Source organism: Gammaproteobacteria bacterium, from assembly GCA_003696665.1.
In the GTDB taxonomy this organism is placed as follows: Bacteria; Pseudomonadota; Gammaproteobacteria; order Enterobacterales.
This window is the reverse complement of the sequence record RFGJ01000336.1, coordinates 1-11,674: the sequence shown is the minus strand read 5'-3', so window position 1 is coordinate 11,674 and position 11,674 is coordinate 1. Positions and strand designations below refer to the sequence as shown.

The following is an 11,674-nucleotide window of genomic DNA, read 5'->3' as shown; positions in this document are numbered from 1 at the left end:
TTACTGGGGGCTTCGAGAAGGCGATGTGATCATTGGGATTGGCCGTTATAAAATTGAAACCATAGAGCGCCTCCAGGAACTCTTGGATGGATACGACGGCCCAATCACACTCCGTATATTGCGTGATGATCGCATCATGGTGCTGACGGTACGCTGACAATGCAAAGCTGGTTAAGAACGGTCATCCTTGCGGTAAGCTTAGGGATAGTCATTGGCGGGCTCGGGCTGTTCATACGTTATTCTGATCTTCTTCATCTTTGGAGGGCGTCGCCTGAGATGCGACATTCGCCTTTCACTTTCCACGATGCCGTCGCCCGCGCCAGTAGCGCGGTGGTGAGCCTACGCACATTGAGTCAGCGGGATGATCGTGGCCAACAGAAAATCGGACTAGGTTCCGGTGTCATTTTTGACGCACGCGGTTACATTGTGACTAACCATCATGTGATTGATGGTGCCAGTGAAATCTTGGTGATCCTTGCGGATGGACGTCAAGCCATTGCCGAACGTATTGGAGAAGACCCGGAAACTGACTTGGCCGTACTGCGCATTGCACTGCCGAATGTGCCCTATTTGGATTTTGACGAAGCACCAGAGCCAAGAATTGGTGATGTGGTGTTGTCGATTGGCAATCCCTACGGGGTGGGTTTGAGTGTTTCGATGGGCATTGTGAGCGCGACAGACAGAGCGTTAAATACAAGCTCATTTGAAGCTTTTATCCAAACCGATGCCGCGATCAATCCGGGCAGTTCAGGCGGCGCGCTGGTCAATACTGAAGGGCAGATTGTCGGTATTACTTCAGCGTTTTTCTCGGCCAAAAGTGATGGCATTAACTTTGCGTTGCCAGTCGATCTTGTACGTTTTGTTACCGAGCGTATTGTCCGTGATGGTCGCGTCATTCGTGGTTGGCTCGGCGTGAGTGGCGGCCTGTTATCACCCACACTGATCGAACGATATGATTTAGTATCCACTGGTGGGGTGCAGATTACACAGGTCTATCCTAACTCGCCTGCCGAGAAGGCTGGACTACGCGAAGGGGACATCATAGTCCGCGTGAATGGACAGGCCATTGGCGATTTACCAAAATTTATTCGCTGGGTGTCCAGGCTGGAGCCGGGCGAGCAACTGACACTAGAGGTGTTACGACAAAATGCCGATGGCAAGCGTGAGCATTTGCGGTTATCGGTGACATTGGCAGTCAAACCCTAAACAACCAAAAGTTCGCCATCAATGGCTGATTCGGACCACTCGACCGCCCAATTGTTGAAGTTTTTCTTCGATGCATTCGTAGCCACGATCGATATGGTAGATCCGGTCAATAATGGTGTCCCCTGTTGCCACAAGACCAGCCAGCACGAGACTCGCTGAGGCGCGCAAGTCTGTTGCCATGACTTCGGCACCAGATAAGGAGGGTACACCTTTAATGATCACCGCGTTGCCTTTGATCTGAGCGTCTGCCCCCATTCTTTGTAATTCAAGAATGTGCATAAAACGGTTTTCAAAGATTGTTTCAGTGATAATTCCGGTCCCTTCAGCCACAGCGTTGAGCGCGCTGAATTGTGCTTGCATGTCTGTGGGAAAGCCTGGGTAGGGGGCTGTGGTGATGTTGACGGCTTTGGGGCGACGGCCTCGCATATCAACAGAGATCCAGTCTGCTCCGTGGTCAATATAGGCCCCTGCTTCCTCTAATTTATGGAGCACAGCTTCTAAGGTGTGCGGTGCGGTCTCACGCACCTTAATGTGTCCCCCTGTCATTGCGCCGGCGACGAGGTAAGTTCCGGTCTCAATACGATCTGGAAGAATGCTGTGGTGCGCGCCATTTAAGCGTTCCACGCCCTGTACGACAATGGTGGGTGTGCCAAGCCCTTCAATTTGAGCGCCCATGGCCTGCAAACAATGCCCAAGATCAATCACTTCCGGTTCACGGGCGGCATTTTCGATGACGGTTGTGCCTTTGGCGAGCGTGGCGGCCATCATCAGGTTTTCTGTGCCAGTGACGGTCACCGTGTCGAGAAAAATATGTGCTCCTTTAAGCCCTCGGGGCGCGCGAGCATGGATATAGCCGCCCGAGACTTCAATATCGGCCCCCATGGCCATTAGCCCCTCAATATGCAAATTGACGGGACGGGCGCCAATAGCGCATCCCCCAGGCAGGGAAACGTCTGCCACGCCATGTTTAGCCACCAAAGGGCCAAGTACCAAGATAGATGCGCGCATGGTCTTGACCAAATCGTAGGGGGCTTGGTAGGTGTTGACAGAAGAGGCGCAAATTTCCAATCCCATCTTCTCGTTGATGGTCACGTCACAACCCAATCGCCCGAGCAACTCAAGTGTGGTCGTGACATCGTTGAGGTGCGGGACATTACTGATATGCATCGGTTCGTCAGTGAGTAATGCGGCCATCAAGATGGGAAGGGCGGCATTTTTGGCACCGGAGGCGCGTATCTCGCCCGATAGCGGACCATTCCCGGTCACTTTCAGTTTTGCCATGACTACAAGGTTCCGAATCGGCTGTCTTTTTCGTACTCCTCGGGCGTGCGGAGCACATAGGTGACGGCGTGGATATCGCCAGAAGCAATCAGATCCTGCAATAAGGCATTGAGCCTTTGTTCTCGTTGCAGCCGTCGTTGACCAGCGAAACTCTCGCTGACCACAATGATCTTGTAATGACTGCCATCACTCTCAATGTGCAGGTGAGTCGGGCTAAGTTCAGCGCGAATTCTATTCTCAATGGTAGATTGCATCATGACAACCAAACGATATGGCGTTTGCTGGCAATCTTATCACGCAGATGTCTTGGTTTCTATGAATCGCAACACTTTAATCGCATCGCCAACACGGGCGAGCGTCAGTAAGTTTTCATTTGGGTTGGACAACTTGAGATCTCGCCCTTCCTGCTTGGCCCAAGCCGTCAAGGCAATGAGCAATGCGACACCCGCGCTGTCAACTTTGCTGATGTCACTCAGTTCGAGAATATCGGTGTCACGGAGTAATTGACGACGATTGTGCCACAATTGGCTGGCCGTACTTTTGCTGAGTTCACCGGCCAGCCAACAGACGCCATCTTGGTTTTTCCAGTCAATCATCATTGCTCGCCAAAGGGACGATTGTTGGCAAAAGCAAGCTTGGCAATGACGGTATCCAAGCCTTCCCGGCGAATCAGGCCATCATATTGACGTTGGTTGCTGATGACAAGACTGACACCCTCTATGACGATGTCGGTGATCAACCAACCGTTTTTGCCGCGCGTCAGACGATAGCGAATTTCTACCGGCGCCTTATCTTTTTGTATCAGTTCCGACCGCACCAGCACGCTTTTCGGGCTCAACCACTTCGCTTTTTCATCGTAGCGCAATTGCTGATCATCATAGGATAAGAACGCTTTGGCGTAGTAGCGCTTCAAATACGTCGTGAATTCTGTTGTGAACTTTTCTTTTTGTTCATCAGTCGCCGCTCGCCAGTGTCGACCCATAACTTTTCTCGCTATGGTCTTGGCGGCGATATTTGGCATGACGCGGCGATTAATGATATCCAGAATTATCCCTGGGTCTTTCTTAAGTTCCGCTTTGCGCGCGTTCAATTCTTGAATCAGGCCATTGGTCAATGTTTGCAGGAATTTGACCGGGTCCTCTTGCTCCTGCGCAAGGGACAACGCATTGAATACAGCGAAACTGGTCAATAACAAAAACAAAATGGCACGTTTCATCAATTGCTTCTCCATGACGGTCGTTTTGTGTATAGCCTACAGCGATTGATCTGTATCTTTGCTGAACAGGAATTGCCCGATCAGATCTTCCAGAATAATGGCTGATTGTGTGTCCTCAATAAAATCGCCCGGTTCGAGTTGTTCGTCGTTTCCGCCAGGTAACAGTGAGATATACTGTTCGCCAAGTAAGCCAGCCGTCAGAATGGCGGCACTTGTTTCAGTAGGGAACCGGTATTTTCTGTCGATGGCCAGTGTCACAAGCGGACGCATGAGTTTGACGTCTAGCTCTATTTTAGACACCCGTCCCACGGTGACGCCGCCCACTTTCACTGGCGCCCGCAACTTGAGCGTGCCGATATTATCGAAATAGGCTTTGACTTCGTAGGTGGCATCAGCGGAATAGTGACTTAAGTTGCTTGCCTTGAGTGCAAGCATGGTCAGGGCCAGTATGGCGAGTACCACAAACAGCCCGACAGAAAGCTGTACGTTTCGTGACTCCATCAGCTCAATTCTCCAAACATGAATGCGGTTAATACAAAATCCAGTCCCAAAATGGCCAGAGAAGAATGCACCACAGTTTTCGTGGTCGCCAAACTAATGCCCTCGGAGGTTGGCTCAGCGTCATAGCCTCGAAAGAGGGCGATCCAAACGACAACAAAGCCAAAAACGACACTTTTGATTAGGCCGTTGACGACATCTTCACGAAAATCCACGGCATTTTGCATGGCAGACCAAAAACTTCCGTCATCGACCCCCAGCCAATCCACACCAACGAGATAGCCTCCATAAATGCCGATGGCGCTGAAGACAATGGATAACATTGGCATAGCGACGACACCTGCCCAGAAACGCGGCGCAACGATGCGCTTGATCGGGTCCACTGCCATCATCTCCATACTGCTAAGTTGTTCCGTGGCTTTCATCAGACCAATTTCAGCCGCCAGTGCGGAGCCAGCGCGTCCAGCAAACAGCAATGCAGCGATGACCGGACTCAACTCACGCAAAAGACTGAGTGCAACCAGTGGCCCAAGTGCTGATTCCGCGCCAAACTTAACCAGTATCGTGTAGCCCTGCAGGCCGAGTACCATACCGATGAACAGGCCGGACACAAGGATAATCAATAAAGAAAGCACGCCAACATAGTAAAGTTGCTCAATGAATAAACGAATGGCGCGTGCGGGCCTAGGTCGGCCAATGAGTAGGCGACTAAGCAATATGCCTGCGCGGCCAGCTTCGGCCAGTCGTTCCAAGGTTTGGCGACCGATATGCTCCAGTTTTTTTGTGATCATGCGGCCCCTCCAAGCAAATCTTCTTCTAGGGTAGGGGCTGGATAATGGAAAGGCACTGGCCCATCGGGCAGGCCATCAAGGAATTGTTTCACTTGGCTTTGCTTGGATTGATGAATTTCATCCGGCGTGCCTTCGCCGATGACTTTGCCTCCTGCCAGAATATAGACGTAATCAGCAATGCTCAAGACTTCAGGCACATCATGAGACACCACAATCGAGGTCAGTCCAAGTGCATCGTTTAGTGAACGAATGAGTTTGACAAGCACGCCCATGGAAATGGGATCTTGTCCGGCGAACGGCTCGTCGTACATGATCATAAGCGGATCCAGAGCAATGGCTCGAGCGAGTGCCGCCCGCCGGGCCATGCCGCCAGAAAGTTGTTGTGGCATCAAGTGTCGCGCGCCACGCAATCCAACAGCTTGAAGTTTGGTCAACACCAAGGGGCGAATGATGGTCTCGGGCAAATCCGTGTGCTCTCGCAACGGGAAGGCGACGTTATCGAACACGCTCATGTTGGTGAACAGTGCGCCGCTTTGAAACAAAAGCCCCATTTTTTTTCTGGCTTCATAGAGGGAGGACGTCCCCAGTGAGGGGATCGACTGTCCGTCAAAAATGATGTCACCGGACTGTGGGCGCAACTGCCCCCCAATGAGGCGTAGCAAGGTGGTTTTGCCTGTGCCCGAAGGCCCCATGATGGCCGTGACTTTGCCTCGCGGTATTTTAATCGTGACATCATCGAAGATGATTTTGTCCGTTCTTCGGAAGGTCATTGAACGGATGTCGACGATGACTTCTTCCGCCGTTTGTTCCATGCAAGTCGATCCTTTTTATTTATGGGCGCGATGTTATGCCAGTTCCAAGGCATCATTTTACTGGAGTTCTTGGAGAGAAGGAAATAAGTGTTTTTGCAACACAGTGTTGCTATCGTCGGGTGCTCAAGTTTAAAGCGCATTCAACCAATCGGTTTGCTGGCTCAGCGTGTGAAAAATGGTATCTCGTAACTGCTCAACGATTTTGTCGTGCTTGCTAGATTTTTGGAGTGCTCGAACCAATTGACGCAACTGTTGCCTGTCTGCCCAGGGAAATTGTTCGAAGAAGCGCGATAACGTCTGTTCTGGGGCATCAAGCAACCTTTGACACCATTGCTCGGCTTCACTGTGGAAGCGTTGTTGAAGTGCTTCCTGATTTTGGAGCTGCTGTGCCCGTGCCTCAATGGTATCTAGACCGAGCTCGGCAAGCTGCTTAGCCACGTATTTTGCGTGGCGGTCTTGGGCGTTCCCTACTAGCTTTCGACCAAGCGCGATGGATTTTTGTACATCGTCCGGGAGCATAAACTTCGCCAGTTTTTCGGGCTTCATGGCCAAAAACTGCTTTGCCCAATTTTGAAGCGCTTGATGTTCTCGCTTGAGCGCTGTTTTATTGGGCCGTATCACGTAGCCGTCGTCGGTATAGGCTTTAACTTTTTTCTTCATGGTCTGCTCAGAACTGAGAAAGTTTGAGTTGAACTGTCCAAAGGCTGGAATCGTCGAAACGATTATTCGTGTCAAAATACCACTGGGCATCGTAGCGCTTGTTGACACCAGCCGATACCTCAAGGTGCCATCCCGTCGATAGCCGTGTTTGGTAGATGGCGCGGAATTGGGCTTGGGTGAGTGTTTGCCGAAACCATGTCGCGTGACTTGTGGCTGCAAAGCTCAAACGCCAATGCGGATCAAGGTCATGCACAACCAGCACGGCACCAGACCACTTTGGAATCGCGTCGTCGTAATCAATGCTGCTTCGGCCGACGGTATCCAAATAACTTGCGACCATCCATAGACGCCAATCTGCATTGGGGCGCCAGTCGATTTGTCCCTCTGCCCCTCGCTGATGATTGAACCCCCGATCCGTGAGGTTGAAATCAAACACTTGGGTAGGACCTTCAATGAGGTGCTCGAAATCTTCATCAAATACGCGAATATCCCACGCAATGCCAGCGTGATCAGCACGATAGTTGAAGCCAATCTCGGTCGCCGTGACCCGTTCAACACCCAGAGACTCCATTTGTGCGGCATGCTGGTAGTAGAAGTTTTCTGTTTGGTTTCCCGGTAAGGGTGGGGTTAAACGACGGACAGTGTAGGTGCGATAACCGAGGCTTTCGAACAGATCGGGGGTTCGAGTGGCTTGAGAGACGACAAATCGCCATACCAACTCTGAAGACAGACGGTGATTCACGCCGAGTCGTGGTGAGAAATCTGTGCCAGTCAGCGAATCGTACTCCCAGTTGGCACCCGCATTGACAATGATATCGTCGGCCGGTCGCCATTCGATGTGCGCAAAACTCCTTGCCATTGTTTTGTCTTCTGTACCACGAAAGAACGATTCTGCGGTGACTTCGTCACGTCTGATATTGATGCCGAAAACAGAACGCAAACTTGGAGAAAAAAGATTGCGCTGTTGCCACTCGAAATCGATGCGTTGTTCAAAGACATCCTGATTGGCTTCGCCACAGGTCAGGGTGGCACCATCGGTTAAGGCACGGTTGATGACAGCCAATGCCAGTGGTGCAATGTCTGCAGACGGTGGTGGCGGGTTGGTGCCAGTGGCAAGCGCGTTGAGTAACTGTTCAGTGTAAACGGCATCTGCTTCAAAAAGTGTAAAAAGCTCTTGAGCGAGCATGAGGCGGGGCAGACAGACATCCCATCTTTCTTCAGTATCGTGCTGGTTGATAAAAAATTGCCAGCTGCGTGAAGTTTCATCGTCGGAATTGGTTTCTCGATTAATCTGCACAAATCGATAATCAGTATTGATCAGATGGTATGGTGTGACCTCTGCTTCAATCGGGCCTGCGGTTTTGTCACCTGTTTTCAGTCCCGCCTGGATTCGCCATGTATTGCCACCGCTGTCGTGTGCCGCATCCAGCCGCACGGACCATTTGTTTTGATCATCGTGATTTTCCAGGCCCGTTTCGGTCAATGCATAGCCATTGTCTATCTGTCGGTTCAACGTCAGGTTCACAGCCCAATTGTTGATTTGGAATGTTTGCCCTACCGTGGCGTCGAAAAAATTGTGTTTGTTGGTTTGAAAGCTGGCATACCAACCGACAAGATCCTTGGGATGCTCTGTGACAATATTAATAATGGCCAGAAACGCATTGGCACCGTATGAGGCAGTATTGGGCCCGCGAATGATTTCGATGCGCTGAATCAGTGCCAACGGCAATGGAATATCGCTCCATAAGATTCGAGCTAATGCCGGTTGATAGATGCTGCGACCATTCACCAGAACTTGCAGCCTGCGCGGCCATTCATCCGTCATACCGTGATAAGTGACGACACCCTGATAACCATGCTCATAACCGACCTGCATACCGGGCACGAACCGGAATAATTCCTCAATACGGTGCACGCCAAGTGCCGACATTAAGTCTCGATCGATGATCGTAACGCTCGCTGGAACTTCGGGGGGTTCAGTTTCCAGTCTTGTGGCGCTTAACACGACTGGAATCTTGTCCCATTGATTTTCCGTGAGTTCCAGTGTCTCTGCAAACGCTGCTTTTGAAAGAGGGCCGATGGCTGACGCTGACAAAATGAGAAGAGGCGCAATTACGGCGCGTAACCAAATCATTGGGCGATCCGTTGGTGACTTCGATAACAAGAAGTGTGACCAATTTCTCTAATTTTGGCAAATGCTTGCGATCCGAGGTGACCGAGTTCATTATTGCGCTATTCGACGAACGGCATTGTATGGGTGACAAATGACCTCATTGACCCATTTTAACCCGAGCGAGCTAGCAGACACGTATGAACAAATCGCGCTCAAAGCCATTGAACAAGCTAGATACATGGGCGCGGACGAAGCTGCATGTGTGATGAGTGCGGCGGTCGGTATCGATTTGACGGTGCGTCAACAGGATGTAGAAACATTTGAGAGTGTTCAAGAGCATGGTCTATCCATCCAAGTTTACGTTGGGCAGTGCAGTGGCGCAGCCTCTACCACAGACCTCTCGCCGGAAAGCGTTCATGAAGCCGTGAGCGCGGCATTGGCCATTGCTAGACAAACCCAAGCGGATGAGGCCGCAGGATTGCCAGATCCCGCGTGGTATGCAGAACACCGCGACACGTCCGTTTTGGAAACGTCTCATCCACAAGATTGGCCAGTGGAGGTGATGATCCAGAAAGCGCTGGAGGCCGAGCGGGCTGGACTGGGGGTTGATCGAGCGATTAAACAGTGCGAGGGTATTCAAATTGGTTACGGTGGCAAGATGCGGTTGCTTGCCGACAGTCAAGGTTTCCTTGGTTGGCAAGCAAACACTCGGTATGGCGCGAGTGCGACGTTTTTGGCCCAATCGGATGAGGGCATGCAACGAGACTTCGATTATGAGAGTTCACTCGTGTTGTCTGAACTGGGCGACTTGTCGGACATGGCGATACGGGCAGCAAAAAAAGCTAGGGCTCGCCTTAATCCGAAGAAGCCGCCAATCGGCCGTTTTCCCGTGATTTTCTCACCATGGATGGCGCGCGGAGTATGGGGACACCTATTGTCAGCCATTTCCGGAACGAAAATTTACCAAAAAACCAGCTTTCTGATAGATAAACTGGACCAAAGGCTATTCCCCGAGTGGCTTTCCGTTTGGGAGCGGCCCCACTTACCCAAGGAAAGTGGCAGTGCTTTGTTTGATAGTGAAGGCGTGGCAACAAAAGAAAAGGCGTTGATTGATGCCGGACGGCTGAAGACGTATTTATTATCGAGTTATTCCGCCCGTCGTTTGGGTATGGCCTCGACTGGTAATGCTGGCGGCGTTCACAATCTTCGCTTAGAAGGCAAAACACAAAGTGTGTCAGACATGATGCAATCCATCGGTTCTGGCTTATTGGTGACTGAATTGATGGGGCAGGGGGTCAATCTGGTCACAGGCGATTATTCACGCGGCGCAAGTGGCTTTTGGATAGAAAATGGTGAGGTGGCTTTCCCGGTGGCGCAAATCACCATTGCCGGGAACCTGAGTGACATGTTCAAGAATATCCAAGCGTTGGGCAGCGACATTGACTCGCGGGGGAATGTGCACACTGGCAGCCTATTGATTGATGGTATGACGGTGGGCGCCAACAACGAGGTTTAAAGTAGTAGCCAGGTGGCCAAGGCAAGGAATGAAAAAAGGCCCACCACGTCAGTCACTGTGGTCAGCACTACACCACCTGCGACAGCTGGATCGATGCCAAATTTTTTCATCGCGAGCGGGAGTAGGGCGCCAACAATGGCGGCTACGATCAAGTTGATAAACATGGCGGCCGCAATAATTGCGCCAAGCTCCAAGCTTTCTTTCCAAAAGGCGACAATAATCCCTGTGACTGCGGCCCACAATAAACCATTGAGTAAACCCACGATCAGCTCCTTGATGACCAGCCAGCGACTGTTCGCATCACTGATTTGGCCAAGCGCCATACCACGGATGACGATGGTGAGTGTTTGACTGCCAGCAATGCCGCCCATAGAGGGGACGATGGTCATTAGCACAGCCACCGCCGCCAGTTTGTCGAGGGTGTCTTCAAACAAATTGGATACCATGGCGGCCATGAACGCGGTCACCAAATTGATGCCTAACCACACTGCGCGCTTTTTTGCCGTCTCCGTGGCTGGCGCAAAGGTGTGTTCATCTTCATCCAAGCCGGCCATATTCATCAGGCTTTGATCGGCATCTTCAATGATGACATCCACGACGTCGTCGACCGTGACACGACCAAGAAGTTGATTTTGTTCGTTCACGACCGGGGCACTTAGCCAGTCGTACTTTTCGAAGGCATGCGCGACTTCGCTGGCTGGCATATCTGCAGGTATGGCGTGCGCTTCTACCATGCAATCAGCCACCAGTGTCGACGGATCCTTCGTGACCACAAACGCCAGAGGTAAGGCACCGAGTAAGTGGTCATTACGATCGACGACATAAAGTACATCGGTTTTTTCTGGCAATTCGCCCCGCATGCGCAGGTAACGCAGTACGACTTCGAGTTCCACGTTGGCGCGCACGGTCACCGTATCGGTGTTCATCAGACCGCCAGCGGTGTCCTCAGGGTAATCGAGAACACTCGCGACGCGCTGACGGTCTTGCTCGCTCATCGCGGCAAGCACCTGATGGTAAAGTTGTTCAGGGAGCTCGCCGAGAATGTCGGCAATGTCGTCGGTGTCCTGGCCTTCAATCGCTGCCGCAACCTCGGCCGCTTGCATCTCGCTTAAAATATCGGCACGGACTTCTTCGGCCAGCTCATTGAGGATGTCACCTTGGCGACTCTCTGGAATCAGCTGCCAGACAGCATCTCGAACTTTGGGCGGGACCGATTCGAGCACGTCCGCAATGTCGGCGGGCGACAATTCCGACAGTATTTGTCGCACATGCAGAAACAGGCCTTCGTCAATGGCATGACGAATCTGTTTGAGGGTCGTGTTTTGGTTATGTTCCTGCTCAAGCGTTTGCGACATGAAGTGACTGTCTTGTTACGTCGTGGCCAATGCAATAAAGTTTAAAGAGAATCACGTGCTATTGCCATCATCATTTTCACCGAAGCCGTCTTCGACCAGTTTGGCAAGCGCGGTTAACGCTTCGGTCGCGTCTTTACCGTCTGCAGTGATCGTCAATGTGTCACCATGTTTTGCGCCAAGTAGCATCAGTTCAATCAGGCTCATGCCGTCTGCGCTGGCTTGTCCA

Annotated in this window: 13 protein-coding genes; 2 read left to right on the top strand and 11 right to left on the bottom strand. The window is 51.6% G+C overall.

Annotation, left to right across the window (positions count from 1 at the left end; genetic code table 11):
- Nucleotides 1-159 precede the first annotated feature (159 nt).
- Complete coding sequence (locus D6694_08830; GenBank protein RMH41555.1) at nucleotides 160-1,206, top strand: PDZ domain-containing protein; 1,047 nt, start codon at nucleotides 160-162, stop codon at nucleotides 1,204-1,206.
- 18 nt (nucleotides 1,207-1,224) lie between these two features.
- On the opposite strand, the gene murA is transcribed toward D6694_08830, so the two are convergent.
- The 9 genes from murA to D6694_08785 form a co-directional block, all read right to left on the bottom strand.
- Nucleotides 1,225-2,487, bottom strand: coding sequence for a UDP-N-acetylglucosamine 1-carboxyvinyltransferase (murA, locus tag D6694_08825; protein ID RMH41554.1), 1,263 nt, complete (start codon nucleotides 2,485-2,487; stop codon nucleotides 1,225-1,227).
- Nucleotides 2,488-2,489: 2 nt separating this feature from the next.
- Complete coding sequence (locus D6694_08820) at nucleotides 2,490-2,744, bottom strand: BolA/IbaG family iron-sulfur metabolism protein (GenBank protein RMH41553.1); 255 nt, start codon at nucleotides 2,742-2,744, stop codon at nucleotides 2,490-2,492.
- Nucleotides 2,745-2,780: 36 nt separating this feature from the next.
- Entirely contained in the window at nucleotides 2,781-3,086 is a 306-nt protein-coding gene (locus tag D6694_08815; GenBank protein ID RMH41552.1) for an STAS domain-containing protein, read from the bottom strand.
- A complete protein-coding gene (locus tag D6694_08810; protein RMH41551.1) occupies nucleotides 3,083-3,718 on the bottom strand; it encodes an ABC transporter substrate-binding protein in 636 nt (211 codons plus the stop codon). The genes D6694_08815 and D6694_08810 overlap by 4 nt, the downstream gene beginning before the upstream one ends.
- 21 nt (nucleotides 3,719-3,739) lie before the next feature.
- A complete protein-coding gene (gene mlaD, locus D6694_08805) occupies nucleotides 3,740-4,204 on the bottom strand; it encodes an outer membrane lipid asymmetry maintenance protein MlaD (protein ID RMH41550.1) in 465 nt (154 codons plus the stop codon).
- Nucleotides 4,204-4,992, bottom strand: coding sequence for a lipid asymmetry maintenance ABC transporter permease subunit MlaE (gene mlaE, locus D6694_08800; protein RMH41549.1), 789 nt, complete (start codon nucleotides 4,990-4,992; stop codon nucleotides 4,204-4,206). Before mlaE ends, mlaD begins: the two co-directional genes overlap by 1 nt.
- Nucleotides 4,989-5,804 carry an ATP-binding cassette domain-containing protein gene (locus D6694_08795; GenBank protein ID RMH41548.1) on the bottom strand — a complete coding sequence of 272 codons (816 nt, stop codon included), beginning with the start codon at nucleotides 5,802-5,804 and terminating at the stop codon, nucleotides 4,989-4,991. Before D6694_08795 ends, mlaE begins: the two co-directional genes overlap by 4 nt.
- Nucleotides 5,805-5,933: 129 nt before the next feature.
- Nucleotides 5,934-6,554, bottom strand: coding sequence for a DUF615 domain-containing protein (locus D6694_08790; GenBank protein ID RMH41547.1), 621 nt, complete (start codon nucleotides 6,552-6,554; stop codon nucleotides 5,934-5,936).
- A complete protein-coding gene (locus D6694_08785; protein RMH41546.1) occupies nucleotides 6,472-8,598 on the bottom strand; it encodes a TonB-dependent receptor in 2,127 nt (708 codons plus the stop codon). Before D6694_08785 ends, D6694_08790 begins: the two co-directional genes overlap by 83 nt.
- 130 nt (nucleotides 8,599-8,728) lie before the next feature.
- Between D6694_08785 and pmbA the strand changes: the two genes are divergently transcribed.
- Complete coding sequence (gene pmbA / locus D6694_08780) at nucleotides 8,729-10,093, top strand: metalloprotease PmbA (GenBank protein RMH41545.1); 1,365 nt, start codon at nucleotides 8,729-8,731, stop codon at nucleotides 10,091-10,093.
- Here pmbA and mgtE read toward each other — a convergent pair.
- Both mgtE and D6694_08770 read right to left on the bottom strand, forming a co-directional pair.
- Nucleotides 10,090-11,448 (bottom strand): magnesium transporter, encoded by a 1,359-nt coding sequence (mgtE, locus tag D6694_08775; GenBank protein RMH41544.1) that lies wholly within the window; start codon nucleotides 11,446-11,448, stop codon nucleotides 10,090-10,092. The genes pmbA and mgtE overlap by 4 nt on opposite strands.
- Before the next feature lie 51 nt (nucleotides 11,449-11,499).
- Nucleotides 11,500-11,674, bottom strand: a 175-nt coding sequence (locus D6694_08770) for an HPr family phosphocarrier protein (protein RMH41543.1), incomplete at its 5' end; no start/stop codon positions are given.

Bases quoted from the DNA above. Each gene is read 5' to 3' on its own strand.
- D6694_08830 (RMH41555.1), top strand. From the start codon at position 160: ATGCAAAGCTGGTTAAGAACGGTCATCCTTGCGGTAAGCTTAGGGATA.
- murA (RMH41554.1), bottom strand. From the start codon at position 2,487: ATGGCAAAACTGAAAGTGACCGGGAATGGTCCGCTATCGGGCGAGATA.
- D6694_08820 (RMH41553.1), bottom strand. From the start codon at position 2,744: ATGATGCAATCTACCATTGAGAATAGAATTCGCGCTGAACTTAGCCCG.
- D6694_08815 (RMH41552.1), bottom strand. From the start codon at position 3,086: ATGATGATTGACTGGAAAAACCAAGATGGCGTCTGTTGGCTGGCCGGT.
- D6694_08810 (RMH41551.1), bottom strand. From the start codon at position 3,718: ATGGAGAAGCAATTGATGAAACGTGCCATTTTGTTTTTGTTATTGACC.
- mlaD (RMH41550.1), bottom strand. From the start codon at position 4,204: ATGGAGTCACGAAACGTACAGCTTTCTGTCGGGCTGTTTGTGGTACTC.
- mlaE (RMH41549.1), bottom strand. From the start codon at position 4,992: ATGATCACAAAAAAACTGGAGCATATCGGTCGCCAAACCTTGGAACGA.
- D6694_08795 (RMH41548.1), bottom strand. From the start codon at position 5,804: ATGGAACAAACGGCGGAAGAAGTCATCGTCGACATCCGTTCAATGACC.
- D6694_08790 (RMH41547.1), bottom strand. From the start codon at position 6,554: ATGCCCAGTGGTATTTTGACACGAATAATCGTTTCGACGATTCCAGCC.
- D6694_08785 (RMH41546.1), bottom strand. From the start codon at position 8,598: ATGATTTGGTTACGCGCCGTAATTGCGCCTCTTCTCATTTTGTCAGCG.
- pmbA (RMH41545.1), top strand. From the start codon at position 8,729: ATGACCTCATTGACCCATTTTAACCCGAGCGAGCTAGCAGACACGTAT.
- mgtE (RMH41544.1), bottom strand. From the start codon at position 11,448: ATGTCGCAAACGCTTGAGCAGGAACATAACCAAAACACGACCCTCAAA.